This window comes from Neochlamydia sp. AcF65, assembly GCF_018342435.1.
Lineage (GTDB): Bacteria > Chlamydiota > Chlamydiia > Chlamydiales > Parachlamydiaceae > Neochlamydia.
Genome location: NZ_JAEMUE010000036.1, coordinates 16,438 through 36,118 on the forward strand (window position 1 = coordinate 16,438; position 19,681 = coordinate 36,118).

Genomic DNA, 19,681 nt, shown 5'->3' on the forward strand with positions numbered 1-19,681 from the left:
TAATCAAGCTTGTTTGTTTTTTTAGATTAATGACCTGGACGCACGAAAGCTTTTGCTCCTGCAAGAGCATATTCTTTAGCTTCTTTGTCTCCTGGATTGGCACAAACTCCTATATTCATTCCCAGAGGACATCCTAAATTTGCCTCAGGAATTACATCAAGATTGCCTGAATCTATATAGAGTTGATGCCCTATCTCTTTAGCCATAGCCCTTATTTTAGGCTCATTCACCTCTGCTTCTAATGAAGGATAATCTTCTAATGCATGAGTAAGTTGTAGTAATTTGTCTACCTCAAGATTGGCTAGGCCCGTACGGTCCTTGCCACTTCGACATCCAAAGTGTACCCCATCACTTACTAAGCTAGTTAGCATCAGTACCCGAGAGACTAGAGCATAATAATTATTACCAAAAGCTTCTAATTTTTTACCTTCAGGGATATTTAATATAAATTCTACATCTTTCAAAAGTTTTTGTAAGATTTTAACTTTCATTATTTTTGCTTTTAAATTAGGAGAAGTATTATTCTCCTCTATTTCTTTTTTCACAGCTCGTTCATATTCTAAGACTTTTTGCGCTAAGTGTTTTATAGCTATCTGATTGGCCTCCCGTTCTAGCGCATAAGCCTGCGTTGACCATTCTAAAGATTTAAAATAAAGGTCATTGCAGGGTATGTTCATATAGGTAATTTGAAATTGAAAATTTTGGCCTTCTACGACTAAAGATTTTCCATGCCAATACTCGTAAGCCCCTTTTGCTTCTTTTAGAAGCATGGCTTCATTATCTGCGTTAGCCAATTTTCCAAAATAATTAGCCCAATCCAGCACTGATGAGGGTGATAATAAAGTGACGGCTGCAAAATCCAATTTGATAGGAATTTCACTGCTTGCTTGTCCAGCATGTTTTTTTATATATTCTAGGGCATGTTCTTCTAGTATTTTTTTTATAATCTGTCTATTAATTTGCTCGCGAATTTCTTTGTTTGTCTGGTCAAACTCCACTGGGATAGCCGAACGAGTCACATTGTCCATTTTGATCGCTTTCATGTCCGAGGTAGGAGAGGATAGATAAGGAAGATAGGTTGTTCTAAAGAAGTTAGGAACAGCAGGGTTTTGAGTATCTTGGCGATTGCGCGGGGCCGCTGAGCTGTAAGGTTCCCCCACAGCTGTTAGCTGCACGTGAGCTGAGCCGAGCTCCTCCTTACTAAAATTGATTGTTTTATCGTACATTTCTCTCCACCAATGGTTAAAATGTACCACCCCTTGAAAATAGGCGTTTTGATAAATTTTAAAGCATTCGTCTGTTAAAGAAAGGAGATCTTTATTATGCAAAGGCCACTTTTCAGCAGCCTGCCTACATGCATTCTGTAACGCATTCATGATCTCGTTTTCATATTCTTTCGCAAGCCTTTTTCCTTTCTCCACAATAGGGTCATTCGGTTTAATGAATTGCTCGATGTTATCGCTGTTAATGCCTAATTTTTCGTGGATTAAAAGCGCTTTTTGTCGTATCTGCTCATTAAAATTTAAGATTAATTCAGAAAGAAAAGCAGGAGGAATTTCAGAGTTAAGTATTTCCTGTATCCGTTTTGCAAGATCATCTGCGGCATGATTGCCTGCTGTCAGAACCTGTTGAATATAGGTATCAATATTTTCCCTTTTATAACGCGAGGGGAATTTACCAGCAAAATTTATTCCTTCATCTTCTGTTTTTTCTTTAACCGCAATTAAAGTCCATTCTGCCATTTCTCCGGAATCTGTCACTTGAGAGATATGATCAGGAGAAATATTACCCGCTGAATGTATAGACCTACTAAGATTTATAGATCTATCTAAAGAAGGAAGCGTCTGAGCAAATTTGACGAATTCAATTTGCTCTAGCAAATGGTCTCTTTGTACTGTAATTTCTGCTAACTTACGCTCTAGCGCTTCTAATTCTTGTTTTAAAGGTAGTTCATCATTTAAAGTCTGATATTTACTTTTTAAACCCTTATATTTTAACTTCAGCTGCTCAATTTGAGCTACATGTTCTCCTATCGACGCTTGAGCCTGTGATAATTTACTTCTAAGACCCTCACGTGCTTGATGCTCTTCTTTTAAAAATTCGCTCATAAAGCTTTCCTGGCTGGCAAGCTTTTTTCTTAGATCCATGGCTTCTTGCTTATTTAGCTCTAGCTCATCAATCCTCTGCTGTAACTTCAGGTTTTGTTGCTCACGAGCTTTCAAATGACTTGTAAGATTCATTATTTGATGCTTTAGCTCGCTATTTTCTATTTGCGTACTTTCTACCGTTTTTTGAGCATTTGCTAAGCTTTCATGAGCCAGTTGCGAAGCTCTAGTTGCTGCTTCAAGGACGGCTTCTTTGCGCTGCAAGCTCTCTTGCGTATGCTGCAACTGCTGAATCAGATCATTTTTTTCTTTTTCAGCGTTCTCTAAATTTTGTCGTATAGAATTTGCTTTTCTTTCCAATTCTTCCACTAATTTTTGTTGTCGATGCAAATCCTGATTTAATTTCTCCAAGTCTTCCGTTGAACCAATGCTAGGATGTTGTTGAGCAAATGTTTGCTGTTGAGCTAGAGCTTTTCTTGCCTCTGCCAAATTGGCATAGGCTTGTTGCAATTCCTCTTGCGAAGTTTGATAGATATTTGCGGCACCTGTAAGTTCATTATTTTTATTCTCTATCAAAAGTTGAAGCTTCTCTTTCTCGCTAATAAGATTTTCATTTTTTCTTCTAATCTTTTCAATTTTTTTACTTAACTTTCTATTTTCATCTTTTGCTGCAGCTAGTTGATTGTCTAATTTTTCTATTGTTTGCTCGTGACTTCTAATTACTATATTTTGTTGCTGAATAAGAGCTTCTTTATTCTTTAAAGCCCCTTCAAGTTGGGCAATTTTACTCTTAAAAAGCTCTTCTGTCCTGCTTATTGTATACAACGTGGAAGTAATATAAGAGTCCGATGAGGTAGGCAATTTTTGCTCGCGCTTAACTTCATGATTTTTATGGCAAAAGTCATGGATACCAAGAATAATATTTCCTACAATAGGCACGAAGTCTAGTAAACCTCTTGTTCCGTGCCCCCAGCTATCTGAAGAAATAACCTGGATATCGCGCTCACTTAATGGAGCGTTAGACCCATTTTTTTTTGTCGAAAACTTTTCAAATAAGAGGATAGCAAAGTGAGCAATCGCTGATCCTATGCTTACAATAGGAATATAATCAAAAAATTTATGAATATTGGATACAGGAGAATTAGGGGTAGAACCATGCAGCATATTATCTCCTCTTTTTTTATTTAATAATTATTATATTTTATATTAAAAAAATAAATAAAGCTAAATTTTAACAAATCAATTTAAATTATTTTATAAAACAAAATTTAAAATGGATTTTATTACAAAAACAAACCAGCAAAATATTTTTCTTCCTAATTTAGTGGATAATGTATTTCTCTTCAATGATTTTTATATTTTCCTTCTTAGCCTCTTTATTTTTTTAATCTACTCAAGAGACATTAGTTAAAGTATCCTTTAAAAGCAGCTAGCTGGATTTAATAATTTATAAATTATTATACTACGCTTTAAAAAACTTAGCCTGCATACCCAACCTTCTGAAAGATCCGCCTATGCTTAACAAAAGGGGCTTTATAAAGTACGTGAGTGCATAAAGAGTAGATGAAAAAACGTATAATTTGCAAAAAAACTATAATAGTTAAATATAAGATTATAATGAAAAATTAATAAATATGTAATTAATCAAGCCCAAACCGCTAGAAAAAAGCTAGCTTTTTGGTTGAGTAATTAAGTGAAAGAGTTTGATGAGGGTAGGCAAGCTGATTTGAGCTAATCGCGATAAAGAATTGATAGAAAGATAGGTTCTGGCTTTCTAACTTCCCCCCAGGTTGCTTTAAAGCATCTTATTAAGAAAAAGTTTGATAGGGCAGATCGATTTAAATTTTACAGGTAGAAAATATTATGCACCTCTTAATAAAGAGAAAACTTTTCATTTTATGGTTATTAACCTAGCAATTAGGATTGCAAAAAAAATTGTAGTGAGTTATCTTCCCTTATTATTATCACTTTTATTCACAGCTTTTATGATTTTACAGCTTGCCTACTATGGAGATCCTATTCTTCGTAAAAAAACGGAGACCATTAAAGAAGTTAATTCTGATTTACGCCAGCTTGCAGCCAATATGTTAGATACGATGTATGCAGAAAAAGGCATTGGGTTGGCAGGCCCTCAAGTCCGCCAATCTATTGCTATATTTGTTACTTGCGTCCCTACTTATATCAATGATGAGACTAGCCTTCCTGGAGTGGAAAGAATTTTTATTAATCCTAAAATTCTTTCCTATAGCGAAGAGAGCGACACATTACCAGAGGGCTGTCTTTCTATTCCTAAAGTTTCAGGGTTAGTTACGCGCCCTCTAAAAATTGTGGTCCAAGCGATGGATTTAGATGCCAAAACATTTACCGAAGAATTTGTAGGTTATGAAGCTCGCTGCATTTTACACGAAAATGATCATCTCAATGGAAAATTATTTATTGATCGCATGGCAAGCCGAACAGACCGTCAGAATATAGAATCTAAACTTCGAGAAATTAAAAGGAAATATTCTTTTAAAAGCTAAATTTTATATATTTTAGCTGGCTTTCAAAAGCCTGTACTTTTATAAAATTGCTCCGCCTCCACGGCGCTATCATAAATTCTATAAGGTTGTTCATAAGAGAAAGCTAAAAAACTGCTCCCTTTTCTCCTATTAAAACTTTGCAAAAAGGCAAAATTTAGCTCTTTATCGAATAAGCAATTTTTATAAAAGCTAAGACCTCCTTTTTCTCTAAAACACCTATAGAGGTAGTTTTTTGAAGTGTGTCCTTTGCAAAAATTGTTAAAACTGATCAAGGCAGGAGTAAAAATGTTTTCCCCAGACACTATACGTGACGGAATGGATACAACCCATCGTCCTGCCTTGCTGAATAACAAACCTCTTTTTCAAACTCAGCTAAATTTTAAAATTTTATCACTCACTCCTCTTATAGGCAAATTTGTTACCAAATATATCCTCAAGACCCTTGACAAAGAACTTCGAGAAGTAAATGTAAATAATAATTTACGTAGAAATTCTCTTTATAATATACGTCTTTATTACAGTAAGATTGAACAATATCATGATTCTAGCCTGGTGTCGAATCTAGCAAGCTTAGTAGCAATTATCGCTCTGGTCACTTTAGTCGCCTCCAAAATTATTTTCATCGCAGCGACTTGCCTAGTGGCAGGAGCAGTTTTCGGTGTCCTTATGGCTGCCCCCTTGCGGCAGATTAAATGGATTGATCAGTCGATAAAGCAGATTAATCAAGAGATATGAAAGCATGCATAAAGTTTATAAACTTTATGCATGAAGCTTTTTATATTAATGAGCTTCGGTGTTTTCTAGGGTAAATGGCACGCTTGGCACCTGCTTGGCACGGCCTATGGCATTAGTCCATAAAGAGAGAATAATACAAGCAGCAAAAAAGATTACGGCTAGCCAAGCAGTAAATTTTTTCAAAACGTCAGCGGTAGATGTTCCAAATAATGATTCGCTTGCTTCCCCCCCAAAAGAGGCTCCTAGCCCTGAGCTTTTGCTTTCTTGGATCAAAATGACAAAGCACAATAAAGCACATAGCATCATGAAAAAAACCATAGTGGTGTAATATAAAAATGTCATTTAATCATCCCTTCTTCATAAATAGAGTTATAACAATTAATAATTTGAGCAAAATCTTTTGCTGAAAGAGAAGCTCCCCCTACCAGTAAACCATCAACACCGGGCTGCTCTAAAAATTTTTTTGCATTTTCTGGTTTCACCGCTCCCCCGTACTGAATAATAATCTGCTCAGCAGCTTTTTCACCCCAGCCTTCTTTTATTAACTGGCGGCAAAATGCTTGCGCTTCTTGGGCAGTTTCAACTCCTGCGGGTTGAGGCATACCTATAGCCCATATAGGCTCGTAGGCTATAATAATATGTTTGAGCTGTTCTGCTGAAATATCCGTCAGCCCCTCTTTGAGCTGTCTAGCCAGCACTTCATGAGTCTGTTGCGCCTCTCTCTCTTTTTTTGATTCACCCACGCAAAAAATTACTTGTAAATTATCCTGTAAAGCCCTTTTAACCTTTTTATTGATAAGGACATCTGTTTCATGGAAAAGGCGCCGCCGCTCGGAGTGACCTACGATCACAAATTCGGCCCCTGCATCTTTTAGCATTTTCCCGGCAATTTCCCCGGTAAAAGCCCCTTCAGATGCATCATTTATGTTTTGGGCTCCCACGACTAAAACAGTATCTTTTGCTGCTTCTGAAGTTGCTTTAATAGCAGTAAAAGGTACCGCTAAATAAATTTGGGCTTGAGGGGTATTAAGTAGTGACACTAGCTCTTGAATAAAAGCTATAGCCTCCTCAATTGTTTTATACATTTTCCAATTGCCAGCAATGACTACTGGACGGCTTGCGGACGTCATGAATTTCCTTTTTTTAAAAGTGATATTATCATTTTTTCTACCTAAAAAGCAAGCCATGCCTACGAATGTTTTGCTTCATCTTAAGAGGAATAGTATAAGGCACACAATTTAAGGAAAATGAATAATCATATACTTTATTCTACCACCAATCTTTTTAACTTAATGAGGTTTATTAAGTTTCTTTTTTGCTCTTGAATGCACTTTTCTTTTTCTAGCATACACAACATTTTATAGCCAAACCACGAAGGGAGAGATAAAATTACCTAGCCTCTCTTTTCTCTTAAATACAAACTTCTTTATACTCTATATTACCTTAGAAAAAATAGGATATAAATTTCATTTCCATGAATCTCCCCACCTCAGAACCAGTAGTTTTATCTGTCACCCAATTGACTCAGGCAATCAAACTGTCTTTAGAAGGCACTTTCCCCAATGTATGGTTACAAGGAGAAATTAGCAACTGTAAACCTCATTCTTCTGGGCATATATATTTCTCTCTTAAGGATGCCCATGCGCAGATCAACGCTATCATCTGGCGGCAAGAAGCTGCTTTATTGCGATCCCCTCCCAAAGACGGTATGCAAGTTTTAGTTAGGGGGGCAATTAATGTCTATCCTACACGAGGAAATTATCAGATTGTGATCTATGAGATGAAGCCAGTAGGCCTTGGCGAGTTATTGATAAAGCTAGAAGAACTAAAACAAAAAATTCACCGCTTTGGATGGTTTAAAAAAGAGCATAAAAAGTCCCTTCCTCGCATGCCTAACCGTATAGGTATAATTACTAGTCCTACAGGAGCAGCTATTCAAGATATTCTAAACATTTTAACAAGACGTTCGGGAGGACTTAACCTTCTTATTAATCCGGTGCGAGTTCAAGGCGCAGAAGCAGCACAGGAAATCGCCCAAGCGATCCATTTTTTTAATGAGCATAATTTAGTAGATGTAATAATTGTAGGCCGAGGAGGGGGAAGTATTGAAGATTTGTGGTGCTTTAACCAAGAAATTGTAGCGGAAGCAATTTTTTATAGCCGAATTCCCATTATTTCTGCAGTAGGACACGAGACAGATCATTGCATTGCCGATTATGTTGCTGATGTTCGCGCTCCTACGCCTTCTGCAGCTGCAGAAATCGTCATTGCTGATAAACTTGAGCAACTTAAACACTTAGAACAAATAAAAAAAAGGCTTACGCAAAACATTTCTCACAAAGTGCTTCAATCCAGGCAACACTTAAGCGCATTTCTTAAGCAGCCGATGCTTTCTTCGCCTTATTATCTGTTAGGACCGTGGATCCAAAAGCTGGATGATAACCGTCAGCAGCTCGATTATTTAATCAAGCAAAAAATTTTTAGTCTTCGCCTTATCTTAGAAGCTTCTAATAAAAGGCTGCAAACTCTCAAACCTTCATCTCAAATTGTATACTTGCAAGAGAAAATAAAATATTGGGATAAAAACATTTACCATCAAATAAGGCATATTATAGATTCCAAAAAAGAGCAATTAGAAAGTATTTCAGTAGCTTTGCACCTAATCAATCCTAAAAACCTTTTAACCAAAGGTTATTCTATTCTCTTTTCTGAAAAGGATGATTCAGTTATAACTTCCGTAACTAACATCCATAAGAATCAAGACCTTCGGATATATTTATCAGATGGGGAAGTTCTTTCAACTGTAAAGGAAATTAAAGCCAGTGAATGAAAAAGACCTTAGCTTTGAAGCCGCTTTTGTACGGCTGGAAGAAATTTTAGAGAAAATGAATTCAGGGGCAATTAGCTTAGATGAATCATTAAAGCTATATGAAGAAGCCGATAGGCTTATTTCTAGCTGCCAAAAGAGGCTATTAGAAGCAGAGCGTAAAATTGAAATATTAGTGAAAAATCGTAATGGTGAGGTAGTATTAGATCCAGATAAAAAGCCACTCACGCAAGAATTTAATTCATAGTAAGGAAAGAAACAATAAAATGAGCACGACTATCCTGGAGACAATTCAATCCCCCGAAGACATAAAACCGCTTCCTTTAGCCGCCTTAAACACGCTTGCAGATGAGATCAGACGGCGTATTATTGAGGTCATGTCAATTAATGGAGGGCATCTTGCTTCCAATTTAGGAGCTATTGAACTAACTCTTGCCTTACATAAAGCATTTTCTTCCCCTGTGGACAAATTTTTATGGGATGTAAGCCACCAGACCTACACGCACAAAATTTTAACGGGACGCAATCAACTATTTCCCACCATCCGCCAGTACAAAGGATTGTGCGGCTTTAGCCATCCTAAAGAATCCCCCCATGATCACTTTTATGCAGGACATGCTGGTACCGCGCTATCCTTAGGTTTGGGGCTGGCAAAAAACCGCGATCTAACCAAGCGTTCTGAGTATATCCTCCCTATTATTGGCGACGCTACCCTTACCTGCGGCTTATCTTTAGAAGCATTAAATAATATTCCTCGAGATTTAAAACGTTTTATTGTGATCTTAAATGACAATGAAATGTCCATCTCTAAAAATGTAGGCGCTATTACGCGAATTTTAAGTCGTTTACTTAGCAACCCAACTACCGATAAGATTTATCAAGAGCTAGATACTCTGGTTTCAAAAATCCCTAGCTATGGACCTTTTTTGGCCAAACAGAGCCATAAAATTACTGAATCAATGAAAAATTTAGTAAGCCCTGCGGCTTTCTTTGAGCATTACGGACTTTCTTATATCGGTCCCATTGATGGCCATGATATCAAAAAAATGGTAGAAGTTTTTGAAGAAATTAAAGATGCAAAATGGCCTGTCCTTCTCCATATATTAACTAATAAAGGGCAAGGCATGGAAGAAGCCGTTAAAAATCCCATTTCTTATCATGGAGCTCGGCCCTTCAACCCAGGCACAGGTAAATTTTTACCAGCATTAACCGCCAAACTTACTTTTCCAAAAATTTTTGGAAGCCATCTTTTAAAGATGGCTGAAAACGATCCGAGTGTAGTGGCCGTCACACCTGCTATGTCTGCAGGTTCATGTTTAGAAGACTTTATGAAGAAATTTCCTGAGCGTTGTTATGATGTCGGAATTGCCGAATCTCATGCAATTACTTATTGTGGAGGCTTAGCATATGGTCGTAAAATGAAGGTATTTGCCTCTATTTATGCGACCTTTCTTCAAAGAGCTTTAGATAATGTCTTTCACGATGTATGTCTACAAGAGCTCCCTGTCATCTTTGCCGTAGATAGAAGTGGAATTTCAGGCCCCGACGGCGCTACTCATCATGGAATTTATGATCTTTCATTTTTAAATGCTATGCCCAATATGATCATCAGTCAGCCTCGTGATGGCCATATGTTACGCGAGCTGATGGAATCAGCACCTATATGGGGCCATCCAGCTGCGATACGTTATCCTAATATGGTTACAGAAGATAGGGAAGAACCTTTAAATTACCGCTTTCCCGGGAAAGGAGAAATTCTAGCGGAAGGTGAAGATATTTTAATTATTTCTTTAGGACATATGAATACTATAGCCTTTCAAGTACGTGAGATTCTCCAACAGCAAGGCTATCATCCTACTATTATGGACCCTATTTTTGTAAAACCTTTAGATGCAGATCTTATTTGTAAGTTGCTGATGTCTCATCAAAAAATTGTCACTTTAGAAGAACATTCTGTCGCTTCGGGAATGGGTAATGTTATCAATCATTTTTTACTTTCTAATGGCTATACAAACATTCAAGTATTAAATTTCGGTATCCCAGAAATTTTTCTTGATCAAGGGAGCCATGCAGATATTATCCAGGAAATTGGTTTAACCGCACCCCAAATTGCTCAACGTATTCTCTTACATTTTTCCTTGCAAACAACTCAGAAAGCTCACGCTTAAGGTATAGACATGCATATTGCGCTTTTTCCTAATATGATAAAAAAAACATCAGGGGAAATTGCGCAGCAAATTGCTGCTTTTCTTAAAAAAAGAAACGCGTGTGTTTATGCGGAAGATGAGATAGCTGATGAGGTTGATGCAGCCCGCCTATCAAGTATTTCGCCTGAAAAGATTGATTATATTATTTCTTTAGGCGGTGATGGAACTATTCTTCGTGTGATTCAACGTCATCCCGAACTAACAGCACCTCTAATGGCCATCAATTTTGGTGGCTTAGGATTTATGGCCGACATACCTATTCAGGAAACTTATCAAAGTCTTGAAAACCTTTTAGCAAATAAAATGGTTATAAGTGAACGCATGATGATGGCTGGGAGAACAGAGGATAATCGAACATGCTATGCTGTGAATGACATTATTTTCCACCGGGCTGAAAATCCTTCCCTTATCGAAATTTCAATTTTTGTCGATGACATTTATTTAAATACTTACTGCGCCGATGGAATTATTGTGGCAACACCTAGTGGTTCTACAGCTTACTCGATGGCCGCAGGAGGCCCTATTTTAGCTCCTAACTTAAGAGCTTTTGTCATTACTCCTATCTGTCCTCACACTACTTCCAATCGCCCTATTGTCCTTCTACCCTCGCATCAAATCCGTATTGAATACATAAGCAAACTCAAACCCATTGAAGTTACTTATGATGGATTTTCTAGCTTCCGAATGAAAACGGGGGAAAAATTTTATTTAAGTTGTGCTAAAAAAAAGTTTCGCTTGGTTAACCTGCTCCATCATGATTTTTACTCTACACTGCGTTCTAAGCTGGGTTGGTCAGGAAAATTGAAGACAGATGAAATATGAATACTCTTAGAAAACCCTCCAATTTCTTCATTATTTTCCTTCTTTTATAATTTTTTAATACTTCTATATTTACTCTTCAAGCATAATAGCAATCAAGAAACTGTCTTTTTTAAGGCACTATTTTTAAATCTTAACAAGGCATCTATTAAAATTAGTTTCAAGCTAAAAAAAATTTAAGCATTTGTTTTTAAGAAGATTATGAAAATTTTATCCCCAAAAATTGATGAAACTAAAGATTCTAGTGGAAAGTTTATTAGCTAATGCGTATCTAAAAAGGGTAAATCCTTTTTTTTCGAAGTATACAAATTGTAGTACGGAAAGGAATGAGACAAAAAATTACCTAATCAATAATGATGGTGCAAAGTAAATTAAATTTAAACCCAAGGAGTTAGTATGAAACAAGCTATAAAATTCTTTTCATCAATGGCCTTATTTGTAAGTGTAGTTGCATTAACGAGCTGCTGTGGAAATCGTGCTGGCTATGAGACATGTGCAAAACCTTGCTCTCCACAGCCCTACTATACCAAGCCTTATGTTAAAAATGCTCCTAGACCATGTGCTCCAGCACCAGTCTGTGACCCTGTTTGCTATTAAGAAATTAAGTAAAAAACTAAGCATTTTCTTAAATTGTGATTAATGACTATTGAAACAAAATAGAAGGAAAAAAATGAAAAGAATCTTTAACTTATTATCTTTAGCAATAGTGGCCACAGCATTAACTGGCTGTGGTTGCGGCTGGTGGTCTAACAGTGAGACTGACACTTCATGTGCTCCAAGAATCTGTGAGCCTCGTCAAGCACCTTCCCCCTATATTTGGGAGAATACTACCAATAGTGATACAACCTATTATTAGTTATGATTCCGGCAGCTGTAAGGCTGTCGGGACCTAATGGGTGTCACAATAATTGCCCCTTTTCATGGCTTAGGCCTTAACTTAAGCTAAAAAAAAGGGCGATTAAACTAAACGACATATAAATATGTTAAATGCAGAGATAAACAAGGAAAAGCAGAATCGAAGGGATCTCAATATATTTTGAGCCAGTCGAAGCCATCATTAGATTAAGGTTTGAGATTAAATGATAAGCTCTTAGATCCATGATAACTTATCGCTAAAATTCACGAACACGCTCTCTACAATAAAAAATAGTGAAGGTTTTGTTCAATCGTGTTATATACATCTACTGCAGAAACGAGATTAGACCAACATTTAAGTTATTTAATCTACTATGACCAAAAACAAACGAAAGGAGTCATCAATGAAGAAACAACTAGGAATAATAGCCTCGTTGCTTTTTTTGTGCACTACCGCACTCATGTGGGTAGGTTGCGCTGATAACAGAACCAGCAATTCAGCCCCTGTTTATGAACAGCCAGCACCAATTTATCAAACAAACCAAGCATCTGAGGGAGTAACTTCGACTTCACCAGTTGCTGCAGCAAAAGCATTTTTCGCATCAAAATTCTCTAGCAAGCAAGCTAGTTCTGATGTTCAATGTGAGCCAGAGTGCAAATCTCCAGCTCGTTGCAAGCATCCTTCTGGAAGTGAACTTGTCTGTAAAGACGGTCTGATTGTGACTGCTCATAACCCAAGAATATGCATGCTAAATGATCAATATCCTTTGGAATTTGATGTTAAAGCTTGCGATGATCTTTGTGAAGCAAATGTAACAACTACATTACCAGATGGCGTTACCTACATTAGAAGCCAGCCTGAAGGACGCGTTGAAGGACGTAAAATATCATGGAATTTTGGTTCTATGAGTAAAGGCGAATGCCGCCCAGCAAAAATATGGTTAAAGTGTGATATCGAAGGTGAACTTTGCGCCTGCTTCTGTGCTACAGCAGTACCTGTTCGTTTTTGTTCCATCCTTTGTGCTAAACCAGTTCTTACTTGCAAAAAATCTGGACCCGAGCAAGTAGCTCCAGGCGAGCCTGTTGAATACGCCATTACTGTAACAAACCATGGAAGCTGCACAGCAGAAGATGTGGTGGTCACAGATAACCTCCCAGAAGGTGTAGAGCATGTAAGCTGCCAAAAAACTTTAGTTTATAAGCTTGGCTCTTTAGAACCTTGCCAATCTAAAACTGTTAACATCTGCACTACAGCTGTTAAACGTGGCAAGTTCACCAATACTGCCGTTGTGACTGCCTGCAATGCTGATTCGGTATCTTGCGAATCAACAGTATGCATTTCTTGCTGTCAAATGGAGTGCACAAAAGTAGGACCAAAAGAGCAGCAAATCGGCAAAAACGCTGATTACCAAATTATAGTCATGAATACAGGTGACCTACCTTTGACAGATGTGGTAATCGTTGACCATGCGCCTCCTTCAACATCGATTGTAACTGCTAATGGAGCAACAATTAGCGGTAATACAGCGACATGGAGATTAAGAGAAATGAAACCAGGTGAAAAAGTATCTTTCAATACTACACTCACCACCTGCGTAGCGGGCTGCTTTACTAATAAGGTAGATGTTACAAACTGTCAGAATTGCAATGGTCATTGTGAATCGATGACACATTGGAAAGGACGCCCTGCCTTAAACGTGTCAGTAGCTCAGACAGAGAATCCTATCTGTATTGATGACTCTACAGCTTACAATATTGTAGTTGTGAACCAAGGTTCAGAACCTGACAGTAATGTACAAGTTGTAGTTACCTTCCCAGAGGAAGTTCAAGCAATAGGAGTATCTGGTGATGCTTCAGGCCAAATTTCTGGTAATACAGTTAAGTTTGCACCTGTTAAAAATGTAGCAGCTAGACAAACACTAAGATATCGTGTGGATGCCAAAGCTAAAAAATCTGGCGATGCACGCGTTAAATTTGAAGTTTCTTCAGATGCAATCAAGACGCCTATCGTTCAACAAGAAAGCACGATAGTGAACTAATAAAGTAGTCATTAGGCTCTTTATATAAAGGCTGGCTCTTCAAAAGCCAGCCTTTTTTATTTTTATTCCTTGAAGATGTATGTGCTTTAAAAAAATAATTGCCAGCGTAAAAAAGGAATTAGCCTTTATATGGTATCGCTTTATTTAATGTGCTTTAAGCTTTTCAAAAATTCGATTTCCTAAGAAGCTGCCTAAGAGCATAGCATTGTTCTTTTAAGCTTCTTTTTATCCCAACCTTTACAAGTTAAAGAAAGGCATGTTAATTTTCTTATGCATATGTCAGAGCTAAAAGATGGAGTTAACCTTAAAATTTTTATAGGATGTTTAATCACTTCTGAATTGCGCATGCATCTTAATCAAAGCTTATTATGGAAACAAAATAAGATAGTGCCAGCGCTAAATAGTGCTTTACGAGAAATACATTTTAAGGATAAAGATTATATAGGCATTTATTCAACTACAGATAAAATTTCCTTAATGGATTTAAAGAAAATAGAAAAAGAAATTTTACAATTACTGGCCACCTACTGCCCTCTATTGCTGACAGAAAAAATCCAAACACTTATATTTTCGCAAGTTTTTATCTCGTAAAGATCATCACGGGGACTCTATTGCATGGCGCACCTTATTCTTGCTTCACAGTCAACACGTCGTAAAGAAATACTAAGTTATTTCAATCTGCCTTTCAAACAAGTTTCCCCATCCTTTGATGAACATAGTGTTATTTATAAACGTGACCCTATAAAATATGTTTCTTCAATAGCCGAAGGTAAAGCACAAGCGGTAAAAGAGATTTGCAAGCATGAGGCAATTTTAGCAGCAGATACAATTGTATACCGCTCCGGTAAAGTTTATCATAAGCCCCAAACTGAGCAAGAAGCTTTTAATATGCTCTTGAACCTAGCAGGCAAATGGCATAGTGTTTTTACAGGAGTCGTGCTCTTATACAATGCGAATTTATACACGGGTTGGGAAGAGACCCGCGTTTTATTTAATCACCTAACAAAAGAAGATATCTACCGTTATCATCAAAAAATTCATTGGGCCGACAAAGCGGGTGGCTACGCAATACAAAGAGCGGGCAGCTTAATCGTAAATAAAATTGATGGGTGTTACTATAATGTAATGGGGCTTCCCCTTAACACCCTTCGCTCTTTGCTAAAAAACTGTGGAATAGACCTGTTGGATTATGTACCTTAAGATAAAAATTAAGTGGTTGTATGGCTTACTATGCTTTTTATTCCCTTACACCTCTATAATAGCAGATAATGATAAAGAACATACCGAGTATAACCACTCACATTTGTTGTTTCTTGTACGTATGGGGAATGTTTCTCAAGCTATAAAAGCTTATGAGTGTCACCACAAGCGAACTGGGAAGCATGATTTTGAGTTCCTTCAAGAAATGGCTCTTCTTTTATTAGACCAAGGTTATCGCTGTTCTGACTTTGACACCCGCCTGATGACTTTATTTGGAGCAGGCATTAGTCTTAATGAAAGATCCCTTTATATCTTGAAAGAAGGAATAAGCAGCGGCATCCCAGAACTGCAACTTATTAGCCTTAATTTCCTTTCTCAGTATCAAAATGATCAAGCGGATGAAAATTTACAACGCGCCTTAAACACTAGGCATCCATTAATTCGTTTAGAAGCCGCCTATCTTTTAGCGCAAAAAAAATCTCCTCGTGCCTATGCCTATGCGGAAGCATTAATGTATCGTTGGGAAGGAATTCTGGAAGAGGTGTTTCCTGAATTCTTTGCGATGATTGGTACTCCCGAAGCCCTCCATATGCTATGCAAATTAATGAGTCATCCTCATGAAGAAGTACGTTTAGCTGCCATCATTAATGCCGCTAAATATGGCTGCGATGAACTTTTATATAAAATTCATACTCTTGCCACTCATCAAGAAAAAGCACAGCAAGAAGCCTCAGCATTTGCCTTAGGCCTACTTAAAGATGATACCTCAATTCCTGCGCTTAAAAATTTATCTTGCTCGAATGTATCCTATGTACAGCTTACTGCCTGGAAAGCTTTATATGATCTAGGCTGTAAAGAATACAAAATACTTATAGAAAATGCAGCTAAGCAAAAGGATATCTATGCCATTTTTTTGTTAGGTGAACTGCAGGAAAGCCAGGACTGTTTAGCCCTATTAGTTAATGACCCTAATATACAGGTAAGAGTTAATGCAGCCATGGCGCTGCTTTACCTTCAAGATCCACGTTGTTTAAAAGTCTTGCTACAAGATATTTTAATTACCAATCACCAAGACATGTGTTATTCCTCCGTATGTTCTCCAGGTAGAAGCCTTACGGCTTGGAGAGCAACTCCTTGCGCACACCAGCATTTTAAGGATAACCTCTATGCTTTTGAAAGATCGTTAAAGATGAGAGAATCAGCCCTAGCAAAAGCTCTTGACCTTCCGGAACAAGCTTTTTTACAGGTAGCTAAAATGCTATTCACTTGCCAGCAAAACGATCTTATCCCTAGTTTGACAGATTTACTTAAAAAATTAAATACTCCTGCCGCCATTGCTTTACTTAAAGAGCATCAACAGCAAATAGGCGCCCCGCTTATCCGTAATTACTGTAATCTAGCTCTCTACTCTTTGAAAGTAAAAGGCCCTTATAAGGAGAATCTCTATAGTTGGGTTGTCAACAGCAAGAAAAATGAGCTTCTTCAATTTCGCCCCTTTTTACCTAGCCAATTGCGTGATTCAAAAGATAATTACCACTTAACCCTTGAAGAGCATTCACAACTAGCGATCGCTTCCTTTGAAGCTCTTATACAAAATAAAGATGAACAAGCTGTTAATCTTTTATTAGAGGCTATGCAAGATGGAAATCCTATCAATAGGTACGCATTCGCAGGACTGCTCATGCGTGCTATTCATTAAAAGCTTTTTATCTTGCATAAAGCTTGAAGGATTAATCATTAGTGGTTTTTATTAGTTTAATGCTATTTTAAAATTGCACTGTATAAAATGTTTTATCTTTTGAAAAATTTACAATTTAATCGGAGGAGTTGGGAGCAGCAAAGGCTAGAAAAAGATAAACTGCTTTTTAGTCCTTTAACCAGGGAAATGAAGGCCTTGTAAACATACCTAGTATGACTATCGGCAAACCTTATAGGTAAGCTACAATGCCAATAAAGTTACCTTCTTCAAAAACTTCCTTCTTAAAAGCGCCCGTTCAACTTTTTTTCCAAAATAAAAGCTTGGCGGGGGAAAAGCCATCTATGTACCTAACTAATACAAGCATTTTTCTCTTAATTTAAAAGTTAAAGAAAAAGCCTATTGCACCGTCTAAGATAAATAGCTAAACTATTCCTTTATTTTCTTAGACCGGTAGATAGCATGAGCTTATCGCTAGATGTTAAATATTTTATTCCTCTTTTTCTTATTCTCACGATCGCTTCTCTTTTTAGCACTTCCATTGAAGAAATTAAAAGCCTGCATAGCAACGTAGAGAAAGAGATTAAAGTGGATCTACGCAGTCCCGTTTTCGTAGAGGGTGTATTATCTACTTCTGAAGGAGGTGTTATTACAGGCCCAAATCTACGTATTCAAGCCCGTCATATTATTTACACCCGCAAGGCTACAAAAGAAGGACTTATCTTTCAGGTGACAGCCAAAGGAGACGTAGCTTTAGACTGGGGAGAAAATTTTTTTATAGGAGAGTCTCTTGAGTACAATTTTTTGACTAAAACAGGGAAGATCTATGAGGCACGGTCTGCCGTCGAACCCTGGTATTTCGGAGGACGTGCGATCGAGCTCTATGCCGATGGTTCCTACCTTATCCATGAAGGCTTTGTCACCACTTCAGAAAATTACTATACTGATTGGCAAGTAACAACAGCCAAAGCGCGACTTCGCGAAAAGCACCTTTTTGATGCTAAAAACATTCAATTTCATTTTGTCCACTTTCCAATTTTGTGCCTTCCTTCATTTAAAGCTAACTTAAACGCCATGTTCGATAACCCTCTACGCTTTAATGTTACATGGCGCGGAGGACAGAATACTCGCCTTGAAATGCAGTATAAACTATTTTCTTGGGGAAGCCTTAAAAACTTTTTGCGGCTTGATTATAGAATTAAGAGGGGCTTAGGAGGGGGCTTCTATACCCTTTATCATTCAGAAAACAATCAAGAAAAACTCGAAATGATCAATTATATAGCAAGAGATTCATCGGTAGATCAACCAAGCCAACGCACGCGCTATAGATTCCAGGGTGCATATACTAAAATATGTGATAGAAAAGGAGTCAGTATCCATACAACTTGGGATAAACTTAGCGATATCGATATGGCTACAGACTATATGGATAAAAATTTAGATATTGAAACGGCAGGCAAAACCCAATTGCAAGTTAAATTTCAGCAGAGTGACGCTTGGAAAGCTAATTTTTTTGCTCGTATACGAGCCAATACTTTTCAAACGGTTAAGCAAGAATTACCCTCTTTGGAAATAAGCATTCGGCCTTTTTCTCTGGGTTCTACCGGAATAATATCAGAAAATTTTTGGCGCCTTTCTTATCTAGACTTTCAGTATGCTAAGCATTCCCAGCATGTTTATAATTTCAACTCTACGCGTGCGCAATTTTATCATAAATTATACCGCTCGTATCGAACCGGTCCTTTTACCACCACTCCTGAAGTTGGAGCTTCGGCGATCTATTATGGAAGCAATCCTCACGCACCTAACCATTGGGTGACCCTAGGAATGTTTTCTGTGGAAACAAATACTCAGCTTAGACGCCATTATTCTGGTTTCAAGCATGTCATCAAACCTTACGTAAAATATAAGTACTATACTAGACCGGGTATAAAACCCAATAAACATTACATTTTTGACATACAGGATGGATGGTACCAGTTGAATATGCTTACTTGGGGAGTCGATCACAGCTTTTATTATGCTCGCCAAGAAAAAGGCTTAGACCTCTGGATGCGATGGCAACTATTTGCTCATACTTTTATTAACACGCCTACCATTAAACGTGCGACTCCTAAAATTTACAGTCGTTTGACCTGGAATTTGCTTCCCACCTTGCGTCATACTTTTACTGCAGGCTGGGATATGCAACGCCATCAATGGGATCATTTCAATTTTCGCAACGAATGGACGATTAATCGCCAGGCGGCCTTATCTTTAGAATGGAGACATCGCGGATCTTTTGCTTGGCGTAAAGCTGATCAATGGAATTTCATTTTAGATTCTTTTCATTCGGAGAAAAAGTTAAAAGGCTCTCAACTTTCTGATAGAAGAGATACTTTGCTAATCCATCTATTTTATCGATGGCACCCCAACTGGGCGGTAGAATTTGAATCGCGGCATGGATGGAACCGTCGCCATGAACCCAATTACAGTGAATATGAAATCGACATTTTAGCTACTGTACAAAAAGCATGGAATATTAAGTTATCTTATCAAAGGAAAGAATATGATAAGAAAGATAACCGCATAGCCCTTTATTTTAATCTAGGTTTAAGTCGGCCCAGCCATACCCCTTATCCGCCTGCCGTGCCCCTATTAAATCTTTAAATTCTAAAGCCTTTCTGCTTTTAGGAT

General features: G+C 37.6%; 17 protein-coding genes. 13 read left to right on the forward strand and 4 right to left on the reverse strand.

Annotated elements, in window-relative coordinates:
* Positions 1-26: 26 nt before the first annotated feature.
* Positions 27-3,269, reverse strand: coding sequence for a coiled-coil domain-containing protein (locus NEOC65_RS03725; protein ID WP_213155750.1), 3,243 nt, complete (start codon positions 3,267-3,269; stop codon positions 27-29).
* A gap of 656 nt (positions 3,270-3,925) precedes the next feature.
* Between NEOC65_RS03725 and def the strand changes: the two genes are divergently transcribed.
* A complete protein-coding gene (def, locus tag NEOC65_RS03730; protein ID WP_249299027.1) occupies positions 3,926-4,627 on the forward strand; it encodes a peptide deformylase in 702 nt (233 codons plus the stop codon).
* Positions 4,628-4,912: 285 nt separating this feature from the next.
* A complete protein-coding gene (locus tag NEOC65_RS03735; RefSeq protein ID WP_166158613.1) occupies positions 4,913-5,362 on the forward strand; it encodes a hypothetical protein in 450 nt (149 codons plus the stop codon).
* Positions 5,363-5,407: 45 nt separating this feature from the next.
* On the opposite strand, the gene secG is transcribed toward NEOC65_RS03735, so the two are convergent.
* Positions 5,408-5,704, reverse strand: coding sequence for a preprotein translocase subunit SecG (secG, locus tag NEOC65_RS03740; RefSeq protein ID WP_166158616.1), 297 nt, complete (start codon positions 5,702-5,704; stop codon positions 5,408-5,410).
* Positions 5,701-6,492 carry a triose-phosphate isomerase gene (tpiA, locus tag NEOC65_RS03745; protein ID WP_213155751.1) on the reverse strand — a complete coding sequence of 264 codons (792 nt, stop codon included), beginning with the start codon at positions 6,490-6,492 and terminating at the stop codon, positions 5,701-5,703. Before tpiA ends, secG begins: the two co-directional genes overlap by 4 nt.
* Before the next feature lie 344 nt (positions 6,493-6,836).
* On the opposite strand from tpiA, the gene xseA reads away from it, so the two are divergent.
* The 6 genes from xseA to NEOC65_RS03775 all read left to right on the forward strand — a co-directional run bounded on the left by xseA (position 6,837) and on the right by NEOC65_RS03775 (position 12,551).
* Positions 6,837-8,192, forward strand: a complete 1,356-nt coding sequence (xseA, locus tag NEOC65_RS03750; RefSeq protein ID WP_213155752.1) for an exodeoxyribonuclease VII large subunit — start codon at positions 6,837-6,839, stop codon at positions 8,190-8,192.
* Entirely contained in the window at positions 8,185-8,436 is a 252-nt protein-coding gene (locus NEOC65_RS03755) for an exodeoxyribonuclease VII small subunit (protein WP_166158625.1), read from the forward strand. Before xseA ends, NEOC65_RS03755 begins: the two co-directional genes overlap by 8 nt.
* 19 nt (positions 8,437-8,455) lie before the next feature.
* Positions 8,456-10,357: a 1-deoxy-D-xylulose-5-phosphate synthase gene (locus NEOC65_RS03760; RefSeq protein WP_213155753.1), complete on the forward strand. Its 1,902-nt coding sequence runs from the start codon at positions 8,456-8,458 to the stop codon at positions 10,355-10,357.
* A gap of 9 nt (positions 10,358-10,366) precedes the next feature.
* On the forward strand, positions 10,367-11,218 hold the full coding sequence (locus NEOC65_RS03765; RefSeq protein WP_213155754.1) for an NAD(+)/NADH kinase: 852 nt from the start codon (positions 10,367-10,369) through the stop codon (positions 11,216-11,218).
* 667 nt (positions 11,219-11,885) lie between these two features.
* Positions 11,886-12,071, forward strand: coding sequence for a lipoprotein (locus NEOC65_RS03770; protein ID WP_166158633.1), 186 nt, complete (start codon positions 11,886-11,888; stop codon positions 12,069-12,071).
* Between the two features lie 312 nt (positions 12,072-12,383).
* Complete coding sequence (locus NEOC65_RS03775) at positions 12,384-12,551, forward strand: hypothetical protein (protein ID WP_162180922.1); 168 nt, start codon at positions 12,384-12,386, stop codon at positions 12,549-12,551.
* A 360-nt stretch (positions 12,552-12,911) separates the two neighbouring features.
* Here NEOC65_RS03775 and NEOC65_RS09555 read toward each other — a convergent pair whose 3' ends face one another.
* Positions 12,912-13,085: a hypothetical protein gene (locus NEOC65_RS09555; RefSeq protein WP_249299035.1), complete on the reverse strand. Its 174-nt coding sequence runs from the start codon at positions 13,083-13,085 to the stop codon at positions 12,912-12,914.
* Here NEOC65_RS09555 and NEOC65_RS09790 point away from each other — a divergent pair.
* From NEOC65_RS09790 to NEOC65_RS03800, 5 genes are all read left to right on the forward strand, one after another.
* The gene (locus tag NEOC65_RS09790) at positions 13,084-14,109 is read left to right on the forward strand and encodes a CLIPPER-2 domain-containing protein (RefSeq protein ID WP_349305293.1); all 1,026 of its coding nucleotides are present in this window, start codon (positions 13,084-13,086) and stop codon (positions 14,107-14,109) included. The genes NEOC65_RS09555 and NEOC65_RS09790 overlap by 2 nt on opposite strands.
* Before the next feature lie 270 nt (positions 14,110-14,379).
* On the forward strand, positions 14,380-14,700 hold the full coding sequence (locus NEOC65_RS03785; RefSeq protein WP_166158639.1) for a hypothetical protein: 321 nt from the start codon (positions 14,380-14,382) through the stop codon (positions 14,698-14,700).
* Between the two features lie 24 nt (positions 14,701-14,724).
* A complete protein-coding gene (locus tag NEOC65_RS03790) occupies positions 14,725-15,309 on the forward strand; it encodes a nucleoside triphosphate pyrophosphatase (RefSeq protein ID WP_213151936.1) in 585 nt (194 codons plus the stop codon).
* Positions 15,299-17,008: a HEAT repeat domain-containing protein gene (locus NEOC65_RS03795; RefSeq protein WP_213151943.1), complete on the forward strand. Its 1,710-nt coding sequence runs from the start codon at positions 15,299-15,301 to the stop codon at positions 17,006-17,008. The genes NEOC65_RS03790 and NEOC65_RS03795 overlap by 11 nt, the downstream gene beginning before the upstream one ends.
* 459 nt (positions 17,009-17,467) lie before the next feature.
* Positions 17,468-19,654 (forward strand): LPS-assembly protein LptD, encoded by a 2,187-nt coding sequence (locus tag NEOC65_RS03800; protein WP_166158648.1) that lies wholly within the window; start codon positions 17,468-17,470, stop codon positions 19,652-19,654.
* The last annotated feature ends 27 nt before the right edge of the window (positions 19,655-19,681 follow it).

What these genes read in the sequence shown, in the direction of transcription:
- NEOC65_RS03760 (WP_213155753.1), top strand. Translation starts at nt 8,456, where the DNA reads ATGAGCACGACTATCCTGGAGACAATTCAATCCCCCGAAGACATAAAA.
- tpiA (WP_213155751.1), bottom strand. Translation starts at nt 6,492, where the DNA reads ATGACGTCCGCAAGCCGTCCAGTAGTCATTGCTGGCAATTGGAAAATG.
- NEOC65_RS03770 (WP_166158633.1), top strand. Translation starts at nt 11,886, where the DNA reads ATGAAAAGAATCTTTAACTTATTATCTTTAGCAATAGTGGCCACAGCA.
- NEOC65_RS03735 (WP_166158613.1), top strand. Translation starts at nt 4,913, where the DNA reads ATGTTTTCCCCAGACACTATACGTGACGGAATGGATACAACCCATCGT.
- NEOC65_RS03795 (WP_213151943.1), top strand. Translation starts at nt 15,299, where the DNA reads ATGTACCTTAAGATAAAAATTAAGTGGTTGTATGGCTTACTATGCTTT.
- NEOC65_RS03790 (WP_213151936.1), top strand. Translation starts at nt 14,725, where the DNA reads ATGGCGCACCTTATTCTTGCTTCACAGTCAACACGTCGTAAAGAAATA.
- NEOC65_RS03800 (WP_166158648.1), top strand. Translation starts at nt 17,468, where the DNA reads ATGAGCTTATCGCTAGATGTTAAATATTTTATTCCTCTTTTTCTTATT.
- NEOC65_RS03785 (WP_166158639.1), top strand. Translation starts at nt 14,380, where the DNA reads ATGCATATGTCAGAGCTAAAAGATGGAGTTAACCTTAAAATTTTTATA.
- xseA (WP_213155752.1), top strand. Translation starts at nt 6,837, where the DNA reads ATGAATCTCCCCACCTCAGAACCAGTAGTTTTATCTGTCACCCAATTG.
- NEOC65_RS09555 (WP_249299035.1), bottom strand. Translation starts at nt 13,085, where the DNA reads ATGGAACAAAAACGAACAGGTACTGCTGTAGCACAGAAGCAGGCGCAA.
- secG (WP_166158616.1), bottom strand. Translation starts at nt 5,704, where the DNA reads ATGACATTTTTATATTACACCACTATGGTTTTTTTCATGATGCTATGT.
- NEOC65_RS03765 (WP_213155754.1), top strand. Translation starts at nt 10,367, where the DNA reads ATGCATATTGCGCTTTTTCCTAATATGATAAAAAAAACATCAGGGGAA.
- NEOC65_RS03725 (WP_213155750.1), bottom strand. Translation starts at nt 3,269, where the DNA reads ATGCTGCATGGTTCTACCCCTAATTCTCCTGTATCCAATATTCATAAA.